16 protein-coding genes are annotated in these 20,849 nt (G+C 71.0%); 9 read left to right on the top strand and 7 right to left on the bottom strand.

The window, feature by feature from the left end:
• Positions 1 to 30: 30 nt before the first annotated feature.
• Genes QQ657_RS23460 through QQ657_RS23445 form a run of 4 tightly spaced genes read left to right on the top strand, consistent with a single transcriptional unit; the run spans position 31 to position 3,369 of the window.
• Entirely contained in the window at positions 31 to 1,116 is a 1,086-nt protein-coding gene (locus QQ657_RS23460; RefSeq protein WP_284744366.1) for an ABC transporter ATP-binding protein, read from the top strand.
• Positions 1,113 to 1,796, top strand: a complete 684-nt coding sequence (locus QQ657_RS23455) for an ABC transporter permease (RefSeq protein ID WP_284744365.1) — start codon at positions 1,113 to 1,115, stop codon at positions 1,794 to 1,796. Before QQ657_RS23460 ends, QQ657_RS23455 begins: the two co-directional genes overlap by 4 nt.
• Positions 1,793 to 2,485 (top strand): ABC transporter permease, encoded by a 693-nt coding sequence (locus QQ657_RS23450; protein WP_284744364.1) that lies wholly within the window; start codon positions 1,793 to 1,795, stop codon positions 2,483 to 2,485. The genes QQ657_RS23455 and QQ657_RS23450 overlap by 4 nt, the downstream gene beginning before the upstream one ends.
• Entirely contained in the window at positions 2,482 to 3,369 is an 888-nt protein-coding gene (locus QQ657_RS23445; RefSeq protein WP_284744363.1) for an ABC transporter substrate-binding protein, read from the top strand. Before QQ657_RS23450 ends, QQ657_RS23445 begins: the two co-directional genes overlap by 4 nt.
• On the opposite strand, the gene QQ657_RS23440 is transcribed toward QQ657_RS23445, so the two are convergent.
• Together QQ657_RS23440 and QQ657_RS23435 are read right to left on the bottom strand one after the other, a co-directional pair.
• Positions 3,359 to 4,657, bottom strand: coding sequence for an erythromycin esterase family protein (locus QQ657_RS23440; RefSeq protein WP_284744362.1), 1,299 nt, complete (start codon positions 4,655 to 4,657; stop codon positions 3,359 to 3,361). The genes QQ657_RS23445 and QQ657_RS23440 overlap by 11 nt on opposite strands.
• A gap of 82 nt (positions 4,658 to 4,739) precedes the next feature.
• A complete protein-coding gene (locus tag QQ657_RS23435; RefSeq protein WP_284744361.1) occupies positions 4,740 to 5,342 on the bottom strand; it encodes a LysE family translocator in 603 nt (200 codons plus the stop codon).
• Between the two features lie 65 nt (positions 5,343 to 5,407).
• On the opposite strand from QQ657_RS23435, the gene QQ657_RS23430 reads away from it, so the two are divergent.
• Positions 5,408 to 6,115, top strand: coding sequence for a class I SAM-dependent methyltransferase (locus QQ657_RS23430; protein WP_434056769.1), 708 nt, complete (start codon positions 5,408 to 5,410; stop codon positions 6,113 to 6,115).
• Here QQ657_RS23430 and QQ657_RS23425 read toward each other — a convergent pair.
• Positions 6,112 to 7,092: an LLM class flavin-dependent oxidoreductase gene (locus QQ657_RS23425; protein WP_284744360.1), complete on the bottom strand. Its 981-nt coding sequence runs from the start codon at positions 7,090 to 7,092 to the stop codon at positions 6,112 to 6,114. The genes QQ657_RS23430 and QQ657_RS23425 overlap by 4 nt on opposite strands.
• A gap of 10 nt (positions 7,093 to 7,102) precedes the next feature.
• Positions 7,103 to 7,621, bottom strand: a complete 519-nt coding sequence (locus QQ657_RS23420) for a GNAT family N-acetyltransferase (RefSeq protein ID WP_284744359.1) — start codon at positions 7,619 to 7,621, stop codon at positions 7,103 to 7,105.
• Positions 7,622 to 7,710: 89 nt separating this feature from the next.
• Between QQ657_RS23420 and QQ657_RS23415 the strand changes: the two genes are divergently transcribed.
• Genes QQ657_RS23415 through QQ657_RS23405 form a run of 3 tightly spaced genes read left to right on the top strand, consistent with a single transcriptional unit; the run spans position 7,711 to position 12,019 of the window.
• On the top strand, positions 7,711 to 8,757 hold the full coding sequence (locus QQ657_RS23415; RefSeq protein WP_284744358.1) for a hypothetical protein: 1,047 nt from the start codon (positions 7,711 to 7,713) through the stop codon (positions 8,755 to 8,757).
• Positions 8,754 to 11,453 (top strand): CHAT domain-containing protein, encoded by a 2,700-nt coding sequence (locus QQ657_RS23410; protein ID WP_284744357.1) that lies wholly within the window; start codon positions 8,754 to 8,756, stop codon positions 11,451 to 11,453. The genes QQ657_RS23415 and QQ657_RS23410 overlap by 4 nt, the downstream gene beginning before the upstream one ends.
• Positions 11,450 to 12,019 (top strand): CHAT domain-containing protein, encoded by a 570-nt coding sequence (locus QQ657_RS23405; RefSeq protein ID WP_284744356.1) that lies wholly within the window; start codon positions 11,450 to 11,452, stop codon positions 12,017 to 12,019. Before QQ657_RS23410 ends, QQ657_RS23405 begins: the two co-directional genes overlap by 4 nt.
• Before the next feature lie 81 nt (positions 12,020 to 12,100).
• On the opposite strand, the gene QQ657_RS23400 is transcribed toward QQ657_RS23405, so the two are convergent.
• Positions 12,101 to 15,805 carry a multifunctional oxoglutarate decarboxylase/oxoglutarate dehydrogenase thiamine pyrophosphate-binding subunit/dihydrolipoyllysine-residue succinyltransferase subunit gene (locus QQ657_RS23400; protein WP_284744355.1) on the bottom strand — a complete coding sequence of 1,235 codons (3,705 nt, stop codon included), beginning with the start codon at positions 15,803 to 15,805 and terminating at the stop codon, positions 12,101 to 12,103.
• 258 nt (positions 15,806 to 16,063) lie between these two features.
• Here QQ657_RS23400 and QQ657_RS23395 point away from each other — a divergent pair, with 258 nt between their 5' ends.
• The gene (locus QQ657_RS23395) at positions 16,064 to 16,336 is read left to right on the top strand and encodes a hypothetical protein (RefSeq protein WP_284744354.1); all 273 of its coding nucleotides are present in this window, start codon (positions 16,064 to 16,066) and stop codon (positions 16,334 to 16,336) included.
• 43 nt (positions 16,337 to 16,379) lie between these two features.
• Here the strand turns inward: QQ657_RS23395 and QQ657_RS23390 are convergent, their stop codons facing one another.
• The gene (locus QQ657_RS23390) at positions 16,380 to 16,922 is read right to left on the bottom strand and encodes a DUF4291 family protein (RefSeq protein WP_284744353.1); all 543 of its coding nucleotides are present in this window, start codon (positions 16,920 to 16,922) and stop codon (positions 16,380 to 16,382) included.
• Between the two features lie 163 nt (positions 16,923 to 17,085).
• Positions 17,086 to 20,832: an ABC transporter ATP-binding protein gene (locus tag QQ657_RS23385; protein ID WP_284744352.1), complete on the bottom strand. Its 3,747-nt coding sequence runs from the start codon at positions 20,830 to 20,832 to the stop codon at positions 17,086 to 17,088.
• Between the last annotated feature and the right edge of the window lie 17 nt (positions 20,833 to 20,849).

Below are 20,849 nucleotides of genomic sequence, written 5' to 3'. Positions count from 1 at the left end.
TCGATCGGACCGGACATGGGGAGTGGGCAAGTGACGATCGAATTCCGCGACGTGACCAAGCAGTATCCCGATGGGACGGTCGCCGTCGACAAGCTGAACCTGACGGTCGAGGACGGCACGATCACCGTGTTCGTCGGCCCGTCCGGCTGCGGCAAGACGACGTCGCTGCGGATGATCAACCGGATGGTCGAGCCCACCGGCGGCCAGGTGCTGCTGGACGGCAAGGACGTCGCCGAGGGCGACCCGGCGCTGCTGCGCCGCGGCATCGGCTACGTCATCCAGCACGCCGGCCTCTTTCCACATAGGACGGTGCTGGACAACATCGCCACCGTGCCCCTGCTGTCGGGCTGGGACAAGGCGAAGGCGCGCAAGCGGGCCGCCGAGCTGCTCGAGACCATCGGCCTGCCGGTCGAGCTCGGCAAGCGGTACCCGGCCCAGCTCTCGGGCGGCCAGCAGCAGCGCGTCGGCGTCGCCCGCGCGCTCGCCGCGGACTCGCCGGTGCTGCTGATGGACGAGCCGTTCTCCGCGGTCGACCCGATCGTGCGCGAGGACCTGCAGAACGAGCTGCTGCGGCTGCAGTCGCAGCTGGGCAAGACGATCGTGTTCGTCACCCACGACATCGACGAGGCCGTCCGGCTCGGCGACAAGGTCGCGGTGATGCGCGTCGGCGGCAAGCTCGCCCAGTACGGCACGCCCTCCGACGTGCTGCGCCACCCGGTGGACGACTTCGTCGCGTCGTTCGTCGGCCGGGACCGCGGCTACCGCGGCCTCTCCTTCCTCTCCGCCGAGGGCGTCGAGGTGAAGGAGATCGAGCTGGTCGAGATCGGCTCGGCGGTGTCCGCGAGCGACGGCTGGCGGCTGGGTGTCAACGCCGACAAGCAACCCCGCGGCTGGCTGCGGCCGAACTCCACAGTGGACGGCACACTGTCCGAAGACGACCTCGTCGCCGGCGGTTCACTGTGGACCCACGGGACGCCGATCCGCGGGGCGCTCGACGCCGCGCTGTCCTCGCCGGCCAGCCTCGGCGTGGTCGTCGACGAAGACCACCGCGTGCTCGGCGGCGTCGTCGCGAGACAGGTCCTGGACGTGATCGAGGCGACGCCCCAGGCGTCATGAGCTTCTTCGACGAGCTCGGGCAGTACCTGAGCAGCGGGAACACGCGCGTCGAGGTCCTCGGTGACCTGGGCGACCACGTCTACCTGGCGCTGCTCCCGCTGGTACTGGGCATCGTCCTCGCGATCGCGGCCGGCTGGCTCGGCCACCGCTGGCGGCCGGCCCGGCAGGTGCTGATGGTGCTGGCCAACCTGCTCTACACGATCCCGTCGCTGGCGTTGTTCGTCGTCATCCCCGGCCTCATCGGGTCGAAGATCCTGGACAGCATCAACGTCGTCGTCGCGCTGACGATCTACACCACGGCGCTGCTGGTGCGTCCGGTGCTCGACGCGCTGGACGCCGTGGCGCCGTCGGTGATCGCCGCGGCCACCGCCGTCGGGTACAAGCCCGTGCGCAAGTTCTTCGCCGTCGAACTGCCGCTGTCGGTCCCGGTCCTCGCGGCCGGCGTGCGGGTGGCGTCGGTCAGCAACATCAGCCTGGTCAGCGTCGGCGCGCTGATCGGCACCGGCGGCCTCGGGGTGCTCTTCACCGACGGGTTCCAGCGCGAGTACTTCTCGCCGATCGTCGTCGGCATCGTGCTGACCTTGCTGCTCGCGCTGGTCGTCGACCTGGTCCTGGTGGGAATCCGGAACCTCCTGACACCGTGGGAACGGGCCGGGAGCACGGGGGTGGCCGTCGCATGATCACCGACCTCTTCCACTGGTTCGGCGACCCGGCCCACTGGTCGGGCCCGGACGGCATCCCGCAGCGACTGCTGGAACACCTCGGCTACACCGCTTTGTCGCTGGTGATCGCGTTGGTCATCGCTGTCCCGTTGGGACTGTTCGTCGGCCACACCGGACGCGGCGGCGTCGCTTTGGTGAGCGCGGGCAACGCGATCCGCGCGCTGCCGACGCTGGGGCTCGTGACGTTCCTGTTCCTGCTCTTCACCGAAAGCGTCACCTCGACGATCATCGGGCTCGTCGTGCTGGCCGTGCCGCCGATCCTGGCCGGCACGTACGCCGGGCTGCAGGCGACCGACCACGGCGTGGTCGACGCCGCCGAGGGCGTCGGGATGACCGGCTGGCAGCGGCTCTGGAAGGTCGAGGTGCCGATCTCGCTGCCGCTCGTGCTCGGCGGCATCCGCAACGCCGTGCTCCAGCTCGTGGCGACCGCCGCGGTGGCCGCGTACGTCGGACTCGGTGGCCTGGGCCGATTCCTGCTCGACGGACTGGCCATTTTGGACTATTCCGAAGTCATCGCGGGTGCGTTGCTGACGACGTTGCTCGCGATCGTCCTGGACGTGCTTTTCGCGTTGCTGAACCGGGCTCTCGTGCCCCGGGGCGTCCGGCTCGCGACCGCGGCGGCGACCGGCAAGAAGGTGGCGGCATGAAGCGGCTCGGTCTCGTGGCTGCCGCCTTGGTCCTGGTGGCCGGCTGCGGCAACCCGCTGGCGGGCGGTGGCGAAGGTGGTTCGAACGGCGACATCATCATCGGCGCGTCCGACGTCGGGGAAAGCCTGCTGCTGGCCCAGATCTACGCCGGCGCGCTGAAGAACGCGGGGGCGGCGAACGTGACCGTGCGGCCGCCGGTCGGCAGCCGCGAGGTCGTCGTCAAGGCGCTGCAGGACAAGTCGCTGTCGGTGGTGCCGGACTACAGCGGGAACCTGTTGCGGTACTTCGACAAGGAGACGTCCGCGACGACGTCTCAGGACGTCTACGCGCAGCTTCGCCAGAAGATCCCCGCGGGGTTCGAGGTCCTGGACCAGGCGCCGGCCGAGGACAAGGACCTCCTGGTCGTCGGGGCGCAGCTGGCGTCGTCGGGCGTCAAGACGTTCTCCGACCTGGGGAAACGCTGCGGCGAGCTGGTGTTCGGCGGGCCGGGTCAATGGAGCAGCCGCTGGAAGGACCAGATCAAGAAGCTCTACGGCTGCGAGTTCAAGGAGATCCGCACGACCGACACGGGCGGCCCGGTGACGGTGGCGGCGCTGAAGTCGGGTGACGTCCAGGTGGCGGACCTGTTCAGCACGTCGTCGACGATCGCGGCGAACGGGTTCGTGCCGCTGGTCGACGACAAGAACATGTTCCCGGCGCAGAACATCGTGCCCCTGGTCGCGAAGGGAACGCTGTCGGAACAGGAAGCCGCGGCGCTGAACCGGGTGTCGGCGGCGCTGACCACCGACCAGCTGACCCGGCTGAACGTCGAGTTCACCGAGGAGAAGCGCAACCCCCTCGACATCGCCGAAGACTTCCTGGCCCGCAACAACCTCAAGGCTTAGCGATCGCCGCTTCGTGCACGTCGTGCAGGTGGATGAGCAGGTCGTAGGACCGCGCGAGCGCGATGTCCGCCGGGTCGACGGGGAACCCCGTCCCGATGTCGTAGGTCGGGCGGGGGACGTCCAGCCACGCGCGCGCCGCGGCCGGGGCGGTCCGCATGTCGAGGTAGTAGTCCTGGTACCGGACCTGGTCGAGGGTGTACTCGTTCGATCCGGGGCCGGCGGCGCCGACCGTGAACTTCTGCCAGGTACCGGCTTCGTCCTGCGAGAGGAACGAACCGCGGTCGAAGGTGAAGCCGGTGGCGACGTAGTTCGCGCCGAGTGTGTCGCGCAGGAACGAGCCCTGCGTCTTGGGGTACCGCCCGGGATCACCGGAGATGTAGCCGACGTGGCCGTTGTGGGCCGACAGCAGGATCTTGGCGCCGGTGTGGCGTTGCCACCAGACGACGTTCTGCGCCATGACCTCGTCTCGGAAGCGCTGGGAGTTCGCCACCGAGGCCGGGTCGGCGAGGTCGATCGTGAGGAACTTCGCGGTCTGGGCGATGGACCGGGCGTCCTGCGCCACCCAGTCGTCGCCGAGGCTTTGCACCAGCTCGAGGGCTTCCTGGGCTTGGGCCGCGAGCCGTTGCCGCTCCGCGAGCGGCTTGGCGAGGTAGGCGTAGACGTCGTCGATCGGGCGCAGGCCGGTGTAGAGCTCGTTGAGCCGGGCGAGCGATTCGGGGTGGGTCCGCTGGACGTAGCCGGTCACCCGGCCGAAGAACTCGTCGTCCACGGTCGGGGCACTGAGGTCGTCGCCGAGGAAGTGGACGGTGCGGCCGGGGTGGTGGCGGTTGTAGTCGCGCATCCACTCGATGAGGTGGACGAACTCCTCGCGGTCCCACGGCGAGCCGGCGAGCGCGGCCTTGGCGACCGTGCGCGCGTCACCGACGCCGGTCTGGAGGAACTCGTCGATCTCGAGTCCCGCGGACCAGCTCATTTCGAGCGCGAAGGTGGTGAAGCCCTTCTGCTCGACGAGGTAGCGGAAGAGCCGCTCCTTCATGGCGAAGAACTCGTGGGAGCCGTGGGTCGCTTCGCCGAGGCCGGTCACTTGGGCGTCGCCGATCATCGCGCCCAGGGCCCGCAGGTCGGCGGTGTCCCGGCCGGGTTCGGTGGTGCGCAGGGGATGCGCCGCCTGGGTCAGGGCGCGGACGGGGTCCGGCTGGGCGGCATCGGCGGTGGTGGGGGCGAAGAGCGTTCCGGTCGCGATCGCCGCGACGGCGAGGACGGCCGTGGTTTTCCGGTTCCTGGTCATGGAAGGGATATTGGCCGGGGCGCGGGCTCGCCACCCTGGGGCCGGCCGCCCGCTTCGGGGTAGCGCAGGCACTACCCCCCGGTCAGTCGAGGGCCAGCCGGACGCCGAGGCCGATGAAGATGCCACCGGTGGCGACCTCGATCCGGCGCTGGTTCTTCTTCCGGCGCACCCACCCGCCGATGCGGCCGGCGAGCACGCCGACGGCGCCGTCGACGAGGAACTCGAACACGATCATGATCGCGCCGAGGATCGCGAACTGCAGCCAGACGTGCCCTCGTCCCGGGTCGATGAACTGCGGGAGGAAGGCGATGGTGAAGGTGACCATCTTCGGGTTGAGCAGGTTGGTCAGCAGGCCGCTGAGGTAGGCGCGGTCGGCGGGTTTTTCCACGAGCGGCTTACGGTTCCGGATAGCTTGGACGCCGAGGTAGATGAGGTAAGCGGCGCCGGCGATCTTGACGCCGGTGAAGGCGACGGGAACGGCGGCGAAGAGCGCGGCCAGCCCGGCCGCGGCGACGGTGACGTGGATGGCTTCGCTGGTGGCGACCCCGGCGGTGGCGAGAAGCCCGGCTTTCGGGCCGCCGCGCATGCCGCAGCCGAGGATGAAGAGCATGTCCGGGCCCGGGGTGACCATCGCGACGATGGTGGTGAGGACGAAGGCCAGGAGGAGGTGCGGGTCGACCGGCATGAGCCGATCCTGACACGCGGGCCGCGCCCGGCGAACTTGTTTTCGGCCTCCGGCGCATTGCCATGATGGATCACGTGACCACCGACTACGACAGCTTCGCCGAGGCGTACGCGGCCGAGAACGAGACCAGCCTCATGAACGCCTACTACACGCTGCCCGCCATCTTGGGCCTGGCGGGGGACGTCGCCGGGCGGCGGATCCTCGACGCGGGCTGTGGCTCCGGCCCCCTGTTCGCCGCGCTGCGGGATCGCGGGGCCGTCGTGACCGGCTTCGACTCCAGCGCCGGGATGGTCGAGTCGGCTCGCCGAAAGCTCGGCTCCGGCGCCGAGCTGCAAGTCGCTGACCTGGGCGAGCCGCTCTCGTATCCCGACGGCGCGTTCGACGACGTCGTCGCCGCCCTGGTCCTGCACTACCTGGAGGACTGGGCCGCGCCGCTGGCCGAACTCCGGCGCGTGCTCAGACCCGGCGGCAGGCTGATCATGGCTGTCAACCACCCGCTGCTCCACAAGTTGGTCCATCCCGAGGGCGACTACTTCGCGACCAGCAAGTGGTCCGACGAGTACGTCTTCAGCGGCCAGAAGGCCGTGCTCACCTTCTGGCACCGGCCGCTGCACGCGATGACCGACGCCTTCACCGCGGCCGGCTTCCGCACCGCTGTGATCAGCGAACCGCCCTTCGCGCCGAAAGCCCGCGAACTCTTCCCCGACGAGCTAGCGAGATTTCCTTCCGGAGCCTTCCTGGGTTTCCTGTTCTTCGTCCTCGAGGCCGGCTAACGACGTAAGGCGGCCGCGACCCGGCCCGCGTCCTCGATGCCTCGCTCCGGCGGCTCCTCCGGCAGCGGCAGCAGCACCACCGACCCGCTCCCGGCCTCGTGCAGCGAACGCACCGCGGCGACGCACTGATCGAGATCCCCGCACACGGCCAACCGGGAGATCCACTCCGGCCGCAGCCCGGCCGCCAGTTCGTCCACAGTGGACGCCGAGTCGACCAGCTCCAGCAGCTCCGAAGCGAACGGCAGACCCTCCACCTGCACCCGAGACCCAGGCGTCAACGACTCCGCCACCGTCGTCCGCGCGCGCTCGAGGTCGCCCAACGCCAGCCAGTTGTACGTCACCACCGCATGATGGTCGGGCGCGCCCTCCGCGGAACGTCCGGCGGCGATCCCGGAGAGAGCCGTCCGCACGAACTCCGGCGGTGACGGCTCCGCCAGGATCGTCCCGTCCGCGGAGGAACCCGCCACCGCAAGGGACTTCGGGCGACGTACGCCGGCCAGCACCGGCGGCACCTCAGCCGGCGGAAACACGAGTTCCACCTCGTCCAGCGTGACATGCCGGCCCTGCGCGGTCACCCGGTCGCCCGCCAGCAGCCGGCGGACCGCCACCAGAGTCTCCTCCAAAGCTGCCAGCGGCGAAGCCGGATAGGCGCCGATCTGGCGCATCCACGACGCCACCCCGTGCCCCAGCCCGCCGATCAGCCGGCCCGGGTGCAGCTCCGCCAGCGCGGCCAGCTCCATCGCCGCGATCGCCGGGTTGCGGGCCACCGCCGGCAGGACCCCGATGCCCACCTTGGTCGTCGACGTCGCCGCCAGCGCCGTGGCCACTGTCGCGATCCCCGCCGCCCAGAAGCAGTCTTCGACCAGCCAGACCTCGTCGAGACCCGCGGCCTCCGCCTGGCGCGCCAGCTCGACCAGCCTGGCCGGTGGCTGCTCGCGGTTGATCCGGACGCCGACGGACGAACTCGGTGCGTACATGCGAAGCTCCTCAGATCCGGGAGAACGCCGGCGCGTATTCGAACGCGCCCGCCTGCGTGGGTTTGTAGCCGGTGAGCGTGCGGGCCTGGAAGTGCTTGCCCCAGGCCGGATCCGGCGCCGTGATCGAGAGCGTCGACGCCGTGACGAAGCCGAATCGCCCGTAGTACGCCGGGCTGCCGAGCAGGACGACCACGCCGTACCCGAGCGCGTCCGCCGCGCCGAGCACGGCGTGCACCAGCGCCGATCCGACGCCGGCGGCCTGATGCCCCGGCAGCACGCCGAGCGGCCCCAGCCCCACGGCCGACGTCGTGTCCTCGCCGACGCGGGCCCGGCTGCAGCACACGTGCCCGGCGAGCTCGCCGTCGCGGACGGCCACCAGCGACAGCGCGTCGAGCAGGTCGCCGTCCGCGCGCAGCTCGTCGACCAGCGGCGCTTCGACCGGGGTGACGCCGGGTTCGCGCCGGAACGCCTCGCTGTGGATCGCGTACACGGTGGTCCGGTCGGCGGGCGTCTCGCGGCGGATCAGCATGGCCGCCACCTTGCCCCGAACCGGCCGCGGGCGAAAGCCGATTTCGCCCGTGCGCCCTAGACTCGGCCTGAGCCGGACGAGGGGAAACAATGGGGATTCGGGAGCTGGTCGACCGCGTCGTCAAGCGGGAGGCCGAGGGCATCGTCGCCGTGCAGGTTCCGTCGGTGGACACCGGGCCGGTGCCGGAGTTCGCGCCCGGCCAGGTCTACCTCGAAGTCCGGCTGCAGCAGATGTGGCTGACCCGCGCCCGCGAGCTGTGGCGCGAGTACCTGCCCTTCGGGACAATCGTCACCGAGTTCGCCCACAAGGGGAACACCGTCGCGGTGCCCACGGTGCTCAGCAGCGCCGAGCTCGCGCGCCGGTTCCAGGTCACCGGCGCCGACGACGCTGTCGAGATCGCCAACGTCCGGGTCGCCGGGCCGGTCCCGTACGAAGGCGACGAGGTCAGCCTGCTGGTCGCGCTGTTCCGGGCCAAGACCACCGACTGGATCGCGCGCTCGCTGAAGGTCGTCGAAGACGTCGCCTCGGCCGTCGGGTTCGGCGGGCTCGCCGGTGCCGTGCCGCTCGCGTCGTCGCTGATCCGCGGCATCGAGTCGTTCCTCGAGTCCCCGGACGTCGAACTCCGCGTCGGCGCCTACCGGTCGTGGCAGCGGGGCTTCGAGCCGCTGAACTACTGCGTGATGCGACGGCCGCGCACGACGACGTCGGCGGCGGAGCTGGCGTCGCTGCGCGTTTCCGACGGGCGGCTGCACCGGCTCCTCGACGACGGCGTCACCCTCGTGCCCTACACCGAGCACGACTTCATCCTGGTCAGCGTCGAGGCGAAGACCGAGCGCGACGACTACCGCAAGCTCGCCTTCTACCCGCTGTGGGAGCGGACGAAGGAACAGGTGATCGCGGGTGAGCTCGGCGCCGCCCAGCGCGCCTGGCGCAAGACCGCGGGGGCGATCTTCACCGACGACCTGACCCAGCCCCAGCAGGAAATCCTCTTCGCCGAGTACCAGCGGCTGTACGGCGAGCTGGTCGAGCGCTTCTCGGACCTGGAGCTGGCGGAGTACCGCGGCACGACGACCGAGCTCGCGGCGGCTCCCGTCGTCGACGACCCGGTCGCGATCCTCCGGGCGGCCGGAGCGTGACCGAGCCGACCGAAGCGGACCTGCAGCTGCTGGGCCTGATCCAGCACGTCCACGGGCTCCTGGGCGAGGGCCGCCACCAGGACGCCTACGGGGCCTTGATGAGCGGGCTCGAGCTCGCGGAGGCCGACTCCGCCGACCGGCTGGCCGTGTTCGCGTTCTACCGGCTTCTGGGCCAGGCCGCGCGCCTGGCGCGGCAGTTCGACGACGCCCGGAAGGCGTACGCCCTGGCCTTCCAGGTCGCCCGGGACCTCGAGGACCTCAACGCGGCCAGTGCCGCGCTCGAAGGGCTCGGCCTGGTGGAACTGGCCGACGAACGGCTGCCCGAAGCGGACGAGTACCTCGCCGAAGCCGTCAAGGCGGCCCAGGCGTCGGGGGACGCCGACGGGTACCGGGCCGCCCTGCAGAACCACGCGATGGTGCTGTCCCGGCGTGGCGACCCGCGGGCCGTCGAGCGGTACGAGGAGGCGCTGGCCGTCCCGGGGCAGGGGCCGGCGCTGCGGGCCATCACGACCGACAACCTCGCCGAAGAGCTGCGCCGGCAGGGCCGTCTCGAAGAGTCCGTCGCGAAGACGCGCGAAGCCGTGACGATGTTCCGCGAAGCCGGCGCGCGCTACGACGAGTTCGTGGCCCTGCACAACCTCGCCTTGCGTGCCCGCAAGATCGACGCCGAAGCCGCGACGCGGGCCTTCGTCGAGGCCCACGACCTCGTCCTCCGGTTGCACGCCGACGTCGACGTCGAGCGCTACACGACCGGGCACGAGCAGATGGTGCGCCGGATCGAACAGCGGACTGAGGAGAAGTTCGCCGCGGATCACCCCGCCGACGCCGCACTCGAGATCGGGCTCCTCGCGAAGACCGCGTCCGACGCCATCCAGCAGGGCGAAGAGTTGCTGGGCCGGCACCGGTACGCCGACGCCGAGCGTCTCCTCCGGCAGGCCGAGGCGGCGTGGGACCACCTCGGCGCGGTCCACTGCCTGCCGCGGGTCTGGAACGGCCTCGGGTACCTGTACATGGAGACCGGCGACCACGAAACGGCGTGGCAGAACCTGGAACGCGCGAAGCAGTACGCGAACCAGCTCGGCGACGCCCGGCGCGAGCTGACCGCCCTGGTCAACCAGTGCAGCCTGAGCCGGCGGTTCGAGAACGTCCCGCCGCAGCGGGCCCTCGAACTCCTGGCGCGGGCCCGCGGCCTGCAGGCGTTCGTCCGCGACCGGGAGGCCGAGCGGCTGCCCGGCGTCGAGCTGACGGAGTCGCAGCGTGAAGAGCTCGCGAGCGCCGTCGACGGCGGTGTCCTCGACGGCGTCGCCGCCGGGATCGCGGCTGAGCACGGCGCCGTCGAGCTGGAGGAGCGGTACCTGCGGCGGTTCGCCGCGTCCGGGCAGCGGTCGGCCGAGGACATGCCGGGACGGTTCGCGAGCCGGCGCGCCCGGCTGATGCACTTCCTGTTCCGGCAGGGGAAGAGCGACGAGGCCGCGGAGATCGCCACGCGGCTCGAAGCGGCGTTGACGGAGACTCCGGACGTCGCGCTGGCGTTCGTCGTCAACACCGTGCTCGGCGGGCTCGCCTTCCGGGACGGCCGGTGGACCGAGGAGACGCTGCAGCGGCTGGAACGCGCCTGCGCGGCCCATTCGGAGCTGCGGCGCGATGCTGTCGACGTCGGGGAGACCGGCCGGTTCGGTGTGTACGTCGAGCCGCCGTACGCGCAGGCCGTCGAGGTCGCGATCGACCTCGGGCACGCCGAACGGGCCTTCGAACTGGTGCAGGCCGCGAAGTCCCGTGCTCTGCTCGACGCCGTGCGCGACCGGCCGCCGGTCGTGGACGATCCGCTCGCGGCCGAGGAGGAGCAGCTGTGGCAGCAGCTCGTGCGGCTGCGCACGCGCTCCGTCGGCGAGGAGCTCTCGCCGCGCGAGCGCGTCACCCGGCTCTTCACCGTCGACAAAGAGATCGAAGACGTCCGCGCCCGGCTCGAGGACGTCTGGGACCGGCTCCCGGCCGATGTCCGATTGCACCGGATGGCGACGCCGTCGACCAGCGCGGATGTCCGCGCGCTGCTCTCGCTGCGCGGCGAACGGACGCTGCTCGAGTTCTTCACGGGCAGCAAGGGCGTCTTCGTCTTCACGGTGGCCGCCGGGGAGATCGGGGTCCGGCTGGTCGTCCCGGCGGACGACCCGGACCTCGCCGAATTCACCCGGCTGCTGAACGAGGACGACCCGCGCGGCCTCGACCGCCTGCTCGCCCAGCCGGTGTACCAGCGGCTGGCGCGGCTCGTCGGGGACGTCCGCACCGACGTGTACGTCGCGCCGCACGGCGTGCTCCACCTGGCGTCGCTGCACCTCGTGCCCGGCGAAGACGGCGGTGTCGAGCCACGGCCCGGGACGTTCGTGGTGCCCAGCGCGTCCCTGCTGCGCGCGGCGCACAGCGGGTCGTGGGCGCGGCGGGAGTCCCTGGTCATCGGCGGCGACCCGCTCGGCGATCTGCCGTTCGCGCGGGCGGAGGCGGCCGGCGTCGCGGCCCGGCTGGGTGGTGAAGCGCGGCACGGCGGCGAGGTGACGTTCGACTGGCTCGCCGGTGCCCTCGACGGCACCGCGCGCCTGGTGCACCTGGCCTGTCACGCCGTCTTCGACGAAGCCCGGCCCGAACGCTCGGGCCTGCTGCTCGCGATGCCGGTCAGCTCGTCACCGGTCCGGACCAGGTGACGCTGCCGCGGCTGGCCTCCCTGGACTGGTCGGGCGCGCTCGTCGTGCTCGGCTCCTGCCAGAGCGGCAAGCACCGGGTCCGGACCGGTGACGAGCTGACCGGCATCGCGAGCACCCTGCTCGCCGCGGGTGCGACGGCGCTGGTCAGCACGTTCCGGCCGGTCCCGGACCTCGCGACGGCGGTGCTCATGCTCTGGTTCCACGACCGGCTCGGCGCGGACGGCGACTGGTCGCTCGAAGCGGTGAGCACGGCGTTGACCGACGCCCAGCGCCGCGTCGCGGCGGCCAGTGCCCGGGAGGTGCTGACCTGGGTCGTCGAGCGGGTGGCCGCGGGAGAGCTGGACCTGGCGCTGGCCTACACGCTGCTGTCGGTGGCGCACCGGGCGGCGGGGAACGTCGAGGAGTTCGCCGCCTGCCGGCACCGGCGTCAGCAGCTCCGGGAAGTGCCCGCGGAAGAAGCGGCGGCGGACGTCGCCCGCCAGCGCGCGCTGGGCCCGGGCTACGCGGAGCGGCCCTTCCGCGCGGCGGCGAACTGGGCGCCGTTCTCGATCACCTCGGGCGGCTGACACTCCCCCCGAAAGCCGTGAAGGCCGTCTTGAGTGACTTAACTTAGTCACTCAAGACGGCCTTCGCGGGCCATCAAGCGATCAGTCGAACGCCTTCGAGATCAGCGCCTTCTGCTCCACCTCGTGCACCTTCGACGAGCCGGCCGACGGCGCCGCCATCGGCCGGCGCGACACGACCTGCAGGCCCGAGAGCAGCTCCGGGAACTTCCGCGGCAGGTTCAGGCCGAAGAAAGGCCACGCGCCCTGGTTCTCCGGCTCCTCCTGGACCCACGCGACCTCGGTCGCGTTCGTGTACCGCTCCAGCGCCGCCACGAGCTTCTTCTTCGGCAGCGGGTAGTACTGCTCGATCCGCACGATCGCGACGTCGTGCGCCTCGCGCTTGGTCCGCTCCGCGACCATCTCCCAGTACAGCTTCCCGGAGGTCAGCAGCACCTTGCGGATCTTCGACGGGTCCGGCGTGACGTCGTCGATGACCGACATGAACCGGCTCTGGCCGGTGAAGTCGGCGGTCGGCGACGTCGCGGCCTTGTTGCGCAGCATCGACTTCGGCGTGAAGACGACCAGCGGGCGCTGGATGCCGTCGAGGGCGTGCCGGCGCAGCAGGTGGAAGTAGTTCGCCGGGGTGGACGGCACCGCCACCGTCATCGAGCCCTCCGCGCACAGCGAGAGGAACCGCTCGATGCGGCCGGACGTGTGGTCCGGGCCCTGGCCCTCGTGGCCGTGCGGCAGCAGCAGCACGACGTCCGAGCGCTGGCCCCACTTGGCCTCGCCGGAGGAGATGTACTCGTCGATGACGGTCTGCGCGCCGTTGACGAAGTCACCGAACTGCGCTTCCCACATGACCAGCGACTCGGGGTTGGCCACCGAGTAGCCGTACTCGAAGCCGACGGCCGCGTACTCCGACAGCGCCGAGTCGTAGATCATCACGCGGCCCTGGCCGTCGGCCAGGTTCTGCAGCGGCGAGTACTCCTGGCCGGTCTTGCGGTCGATGAACACCGAGTGCCGCTGCGTGAACGTGCCGCGGCGGGAGTCCTGGCCGGACAGCCGGACGAGACGGTCCTCCATCGCCAGCGAGCCGAACGCCAGCAGCTCGCCGAACGCCCAGTCGATGTCGCCTTCGCGGGACATCTTGTGGCGGCGCTCCATGACCGGCTTGACGCGCGGGTGCGGCGTGAAGCCCTCGGGCACGTTCACGAACGCGTCGCCGATGTGCTCCAGTGTCTCGGTGGTGATCGCCGTCGCGACCTTGGCCGGGACCTGCTGCTCCTCCTCGACCGAGGGGCTCGCCTTCGCCGGGTGCTTCTCCAGCTCCCGGACCTCGTTGAAGACGTGCTCCAGCTGGCTCGAGAAGTCGCGCAACGCGGCTTCGGCCTCTTCGACGGAGATGTCCCCGCGGCCGATCAGCGACTCGGTGTAGGTCTTCCGCACCGAACGCTTCGTGTCGATGATGTCGTACATCGCCGGCTGCGTCATCGAGGGGTCGTCGCCCTCGTTGTGGCCGCGGCGGCGGTAGCAGATCAGGTCGATGACGACGTCCTTGTGGAACGCCTGCCGGTACTCGACGGCCAGCTTGGCCACCCAGTGGGCGGCCTCCGGGTCGTCGCCGTTCACGTGGAAGATCGGCGAGCCGATCATCTTCGCGACGTCGGTGGCGTACTGCGACGAGCGCGAGTGCTCCGGCGCGGTCGTGAAGCCGACCTGGTTGTTGACGATCACGTGCACGGTGCCGCCGGTGCGGTACCCGCGCAGCAGCGACAGGTTCAGCGTCTCGGCGACGACGCCCTGGCCCGCGAAGGCCGCGTCGCCGTGCATCAGGACCGGCAGCACGGTGTAGCCCTCGCCGCCCTTGTCCAGGAGGTCCTGCTTCGCGCGGACGATGCCCTCGAGCACCGGGTCCACGGTCTCCAGGTGCGACGGGTTCGCCGTCAGCGACACCTTCGTCTCGCCGTCGCCGAACATGCGGAAGTACTTGCCCTCGGCGCCGAGGTGGTACTTCACGTCACCGGAACCGTGCGCCTGGCCCGGGTCGAGGTTGCCCTCGAACTCCTGGAAGATCTGCGAGATCGGCTTGCCGACGATGTTGGCCAGGACGTTCAGCCGGCCGCGGTGTGGCATGCCGATGACGACCTCGTCGAGCTCGTGCTCGGCGGCCTTGTCCAGCAGCGTGTCGAGCAGCGGGATCGCCGTCTCGCCGCCTTCGAGCGAGAACCGCTTCTGGCCGACGTACTTGGTCTGCAGGAACGTCTCGAACGCCTCGGCGGCGTTCAGCTTCGAGAGCACGTACTTCTGGACCGCGGGGTCCGGCTTCTCGTGCGGGATCTCGACGCGCTCCTGGATCCAGCGGCGCTCCTCGGGGTCGAGGATGTGCGTGTACTCGATGCCGACCGTGCGGCAGTACGAGTTGCGCAGCACGCCGAGGATGTCGCGCAGCTTCATCCGCTCCTGGCCGGCGAAGCCGCCGACCGGGAACTCGCGGTCGAGGTCCCAGAGCGTCAGGCCGTGGGACAGGACGTCCAGGTCGGCGTGGCTGCGCTGGCGGTAGTTCAGCGGGTCGGTGTCGGCCATCAGGTGGCCGCGCATCCGGAACGCGTCGATGAGCTCGATCACGCGGGCGGTCTTGTCGACCGGGCCCTCGGGGATGTCGGCGACCCAGCGGATCGGCTCGTACGGCAGGCGCAGGCTGGTGAAGACGTCGTCGTAGAAGCCGTCTTCGCCGAGCAGCAGCTGGTGGATGCGCTTGAGGAACTCGCCGGACTCCGCGCCTTGGATGATGCGGTGGTCGTACGTCGAGGTCAGCGTCATGATCTTGCTGATGCCGAGGTCGACCAGCGTCTTCTCGCTGGTGCCCTCGAACGCCGCCGGGTACTGCATGGCGCCGACGCCGATGATGGCACCCTGACCGGCCTGCAGGCGGGGCACCGAGTGGTTGGTGCCGATGCCGCCCGGGTTGGTCAGCGAGATCGTGGTGCCGGCGAAGTCGTCCGCGGTGAGCTTGTTGTTGCGGGCCTTCTTGACGATGTCCTCGTAGGCCTGCCAGAACTGCAGGAACGACATGTCCTCGACGGACTTCACCGAGGCGACGACGAGGTTGCGGGACCCGTCCTTGCCCTTCATGTCGATCGCGAGCCCGAAGTTGACGTGCTCCGGCGTGATCGCGAACGGCTTGCCGTCGATCTGCTGGTAGTGCCGGTTCAGGTTCGGGTAGTTCTTCAGCGCCCGCACCATGGCGAAGCCGATGAGGTGCGTGAAGGAGATCTTGCCGCCGCGGGTGCGCTTCAGGTGGTTGTTGATGACGATGCGGTTGTCGGCCATCAGCTTGGCCGGGACCGCGCGCACGCTGGTCGCGGTGGGGACGCTCAGCGAGGCGTCCATGTTCTTCGCGATGGCTGCCGCGGCACCGCGCAGCTGCTTCGACTCCGGCTCGTCCTTCTTCGCTTCGGCCTTCGGCTCCGCCTTGGCGACGGCCGGCTTCGGCGCGGCCTTCGGCTCGGTCTTCGCGGGGGCCGCCGGGGCCGGCTTGGTCGCCGCCTGCTTGGCCGCCGACTCCGCGTTCTGCACGGCCTTGGGAGAAGGCTGCGCCGCCTGGCCGTTGGTGGCCGGCTTGGCTTCGGCCTGCTGCCGGGCGTTGTCCGCCTTGGCCTGCGCGTTCTGCGTCGGCTTGAAGTCCGCGAAGAAGTCGTGCCATGCGGCGTCGACTGAACTGGGGTCTGCGAGGAACTGGTCGTACATCTCTTCGACCAGCCACTCGTTGGGGCCGAACTGTGACGCAGGGCTGCTGCTGGACACGGCTTGGGCTCGCCTCTATCCGTCTCGATCTCGATCATGAATCCGCTGATGCGCCTACCAGGCTAACCCCCTCGATGGCCGCCTTGTGATGGAACCGGCCTGTGTGAGGCGTGGCGCACTAGGGGATCGGTCACTGACTCGATCAAGATGTGCTAAGGGAACCTTAAGCGCTGTACCCGGTACAGGGTTCGTGGGCTCTTTCGCCGGGGTTCGCCCGGTGGTCCGGGGACGTTCACCGCGGCGGGTTCCACTGGACGGATGTGGCTGGTCGAATGTCCTTCGTTCTGGGACCAGGGCCTGGTCAGGCCGCTGGTGACGGAGTCCGGCGCGGTCGTCCTGAGGTGCGACTCGTGCCAGGCGGTCTGGCCGACCCTGGCCGACTTCGAGGAGATGGAATGGGTCGAGCCGGACGAGCCGGACTGGCTGGTCGGGGCCGGGGTCCACGTGCGGCCTGGGACGGTCCGGTGGGCCTCGCGACCGGACGTCGAGGCGGCGGGAATGGGCTCGCTGAAGTGGCGGGCGCTGCCCTGAACATCGCCCGGTGGCAGCCTTTCGTCGGTGAGCGGGCGTCGGTCTAGCCCGTCGCGTCGATGGCCTCCGCGAGTTCGGCCGGTAGCTCGTACGGCGGCTCGTGGGGGACGAGCTTCACCGCCTTGTGGAGCTGGCCGGTGGCCAGGAGGCCGGAGATGTCGCGCATCACGGGTGTGACGTCGGTGATGGCGGTGATCCACTCGTCCACGTAGTGGTCGGTGGCTTCGCCGGTCAGCCCGATCCGGATCGCGGCGAAGTTCAGGGCCGTGTGGTCGAGATCTCGCTCCGCGTCCCACTGGACGAGCACCCGGCCGCCGCCGACCTGGGACAGCGCCCGCTCGAAGCCCTCGCGGGTGAGGTCGACGGCCAGGATGCGCTCCTGGCCGGGCTTGCTCCCGTTGCCGCTGCCGTAGGCCGCCCAGCGGAACGACGGCACGAGCCACGTGGTGCCGTCCAGCTCCCCGAACGTCTGCTTCCCGAGCGCGGCGTCGGCGACCGCGGGCGAGCAGGCCTGGTAGACCCGGACGGTCGTCCCGGTCTGCGCCGCGCGAACCTGCCGGTCGGGGACCCGCTTCTCTTCGAACATGCCCGCCATGCTCCCAGCGCGGCGTGACCTCGGCCACGAGCCTGGCGGTGACCAGGCCCGTAACCCGCGTGATTGGAGACGAAAGTCGCGTGATCGGAGCCGGAACTCGCGAGTTCCGGCCCCAATCACACCGGTTCCGGGTTCAGTCACGCGGGTTACGGGTTCAGCCGAGGGACCAGAGGCGGGCGTAGAGGCCGTTGGCGGCCAGGAGCTCGTCGTGGGTTCCCGTCTCCGCGATCCGGCCGTGGTCCAGGACCACGATGCGGTCCGCGCGGGCCGCCGTGGCCAGGCGGTGGGCCACCACGAACGTCGTGCGACGGCGGGCCACGTGCTCCGTCGCCCGCAGGACCGCCGCCTCCGTCGAGGGGTCCAGGGCCGCCGTCGCCTCGTCGAGCAGCAGGACGTCCGGGTCCACCAGTTCCGCCCGGGCGAGCGCCACCAGCTGACGCTGCCCCGCCGACAGCGACCGGCCGCGTTCGCCCACCGGCTGCAGGAAGCCCGCCGGCAGGGCCGCGACGCCGTCGAACGCGCCCACCGCGCGGACCGCCGCCTCCACCTCGGCGTCGGACGCCGCCGGGCGGCCGTAGCGGACGTTGTCCGCCACCGTGCCCGAGAACAGGTGCGCCTCCTGCGGCACCACGCCCATCCGGCGCCGCAGCCCGGCGAGCTCGTACTCGCGGACGTCCGTGCCGTCGATCCGGACCTCGCCGCCGGTGACGTCGTAGTAGCGCGCCACCAGCTTCACCGCCGTCGACTTGCCCGCGCCCGTCGCGCCGACCAGCGCGATCGTCTCGCCGGCCGCGACGTCCAGCGAGAACTGTTCCAGCGCCTTCGCTTCGGTGCCGGTGTAGGAGAAGTCGACCTCCTTGAACGACACCTCGCCCCGCAGCCGTTCGGGCGTCGCCACCGCGTTCTCCGCCGCCGGCACCGACGTCGGCGTCCGCAGCAGGTCACCGATCCGGTCCAGGCCGACGCGGGCCTGCTGGTAGCCGTCGAACACCGACGACAGCTGTTGGATCGGCGAGAAGAACTGCTGCAGGTACAGCAGGAACGCGAGCAGCACGCCGGCCGACAGCGTCCCGGTCGAGACGCGGTTCGCGCCCGCCACCAGCACCGTCGTGGTCGCCAGGTCGGACAGCAGCGCCACCAGCGGGAAGTACGTCGCCACGTACCGCTGCGCCCGCAGCCGCGAGCGCCGGTAGTCGTCGCTGCGTGAAGCGAACGCTTCCGCGGAACGGTCTTCGCGCGTGTACGCCTGGGCGACGCGCAGGCCGCTCATGTTCTCCTGCATGTCCGCGTTGACGAGGCTGACCCGCTCGCGCGCCTCGTTGTAAGCCTTCGACGCGGCCCGCCGGAAGATCACCGTGGCCACCGCCAGCACCGGCACCATCGCCAGCGCGAACAGCGCCAGCCCGGCGTCGGTGATCAGCAGCGCCGCCGTGATCCCGGCCAGCGTCAGCGCGCTGACCACCGCGGTGGCCAGGCCGGTCTGCAGGAACGTCGAGAGCGCGTCGACGTCCGTCGTCATCCGGGTCATGATCTTCCCGGACAGCTCGCGCTCGTAGTAGTCGAGCCCGAGCCGCTGCAGGTGCGCGTAGCTGCGGACGCGCAGCGCGTACAGCACCGTCTCGCCGACCCGCGAGGTCAGGCGGGTCTGCGCGAACACCACCAGCCAGTCGGCCGCGATCACCGCGGCGCCGATCCCGGCGGCCAGCCAGATCATCGACTCCACACCCGCGCGGACGCCGTGGTCGACGCCGAACTGGTACAGCCCCGGCAGTGCGATCGACGCCAGCGCGTCCGCCGCCACCAGCCCGATCACCAGTGCCAGGGGCCAGCGGACCGGCCGCAGCAGCCGGGCCAGCCGGAAGCCGGGGTCGGGCGCGGTGACGTCCACATCGGACATCCGCGGCTCGTCGGCCGCGGCCGGGAGCTTGCGCACGCCTTCGATCAGCTCCGGCGTCGGCGGCACGTCGAGGCCGCCGCCCCCGCCCACGAACCCGCTGCTGTTCGGGTTTCCGCTGCGCTGGCGAGCGGCGTCGGCCAGGTCGTCGACCTCGTCCCGGCTGTCGTCGCGCGGCCACAGCGCCCGCGTGATCCCGGCCGGGCCGCAGTCGAGGCCCTCGCAGCGGTGCTTCTCCTCGACGTCGTCGCCCGGGCCCGCGACGAGCTCGCGGAACAGTGGGCAGCGCGCCATCAGCTCGTCCTCGGTGCCGACGTCGACGACGCGGCCCTCGTCCAGCACCGCGATCCGGTCGGCCAGAGCGAGCGTCGAGCGCCGGTGCGCGATCAGCAGCGTCGTGCGGCTCGCGGTGACCGAGCGCAGCGTGTCGTGGATCGCCGCCTCGGTGACGGTGTCGATGGCCGACGTCGCGTCGTCCAGGATCAGGATCCGCGGGTCGGTGATCAGCGCCCGGGCCAGCCCGAGCCGCTGCCGCTGCCCGCCCGACAGCGTCAGCCCGCGCTCGCCGACCAGCGTGTCGTAGCCCTCCGGGAGGGCGCGGATGAACTCGTCCGCCTCCGCGGCGCGCGCGGCCGCGACGATCTCTTCGTCGCTCGCGTCCGGCCGGCCGTAGGCGATGTTGTCCCGGATCGACGAGGAGAACAGGAACGCCTCCTCGAACACCACGCCGATCGCCTGCCGCAGCTGCCGCAGCGGGACGTCCCGGACGTCGAGGCCGCCGACCCGCACCGAGCCCGCGTGGACGTCGTAGAACCGGGGCAGCAGCAGGGAGATCGTCGACTTCCCGGAGCCCGCGGTGCCGACCAGCGCGAGGGTCTCGCCCGGGTTCGCGGTGACCGACAGCCCGGCGAGCACCGGGTCGGTCCGCGTGTAGCCGAACCGGACGTCGTCCAGCTCCACGCCGAGCGGCCCGTCCGGCAGCGGGCGCGCGTCGGGGGCGTCGACGACCTCCGGTTGCGCGTCGATCAGCTCGTACACGCGCTCGGCGCCGGCGCGGGTCAGCTGGGCCTGCACGACCAGGCCTGACAGCATCCGGGCCGGGCCGATCAGCGTCGCGAGGTAGGTTGCGAAGGCGAGGAAGGTGCCGAGGGTGATCGAGCCGTTCAGCGCGAAGACACCGCCGATGCCGAGCACGGCGACCTGGCCGGCGGCGGGCAGGGCCGCGGTGGTCGCCGTCGGCACCGCCGACAGCTTCGCCGCGCGAAGCCGCTCCGCGAACAGCTTGCGCGCGGTCCCTTCGAGCTTCGAGACCTCCCGCGTTTCCTGGCCGAACCCCTTCACGACGCGGACGCCGGTGACGGTCTCCTCGACCTGCTGCGCGACGTCCGCCGCGCGCTGCTGCGCCGACCACGTCGCCGGGAAGAGGCGCTTGCGGCTGCGGGCGATGACGATGCCGACCGCGGGCGTGACGACCAGCGCGATCAGCGTCAGCATCGGCGACATCCACAGCATCGCCGCGAACGACAGCAGCGCGAAGATCACCGAACCGAACGAGAGCGGGACCTGCATCAGGATCCCGGTGACCAGCTGCAGGTCGGAGATGGCCCGCGAGACGACCTGACCGGTGCGCAGCGCGTCCTGCTTGCCGCCGTCGAGGCGCGAGACCGCGTTGAAGACGCGCTGGCGAAGGTCGTGCTGGACGTCGAGGGCGAGCTTTCCGCCGAAGTACCGGCGCAGGAACGCGGTGCCGAACGCGACCAGCTGCAGCGCCACCAGGAAGACGGCGATCCCGGGCAGCGCCCCGGTCTGCCCCGCCACCGCGTCGTCGACCGCCGTGCGCACCAGCAGTGGGCTCGCGGCCTGGACGCCGACGCTGAAGACGGCGGCGAGCAGCGAAAGCACGACGACGGCGCGGTGCTCCCAGGCCGCGGCGGACAGCCGGCGGACCCAGCCGACGGTCTCAGCGGGTGGGAGCTCTTGACGGGAGGAGGGCGGAGCGATGGTCACGTTGTCACAGTAAGCGC

Source organism: Amycolatopsis ponsaeliensis (genome assembly GCF_030182635.1).
GTDB lineage: Bacteria > Actinomycetota > Actinomycetes > Mycobacteriales > Pseudonocardiaceae > Amycolatopsis > Amycolatopsis ponsaeliensis.
Note: the sequence above shows the minus strand (reverse complement) of the source record. Positions and strands in the feature narration are given on the sequence as shown.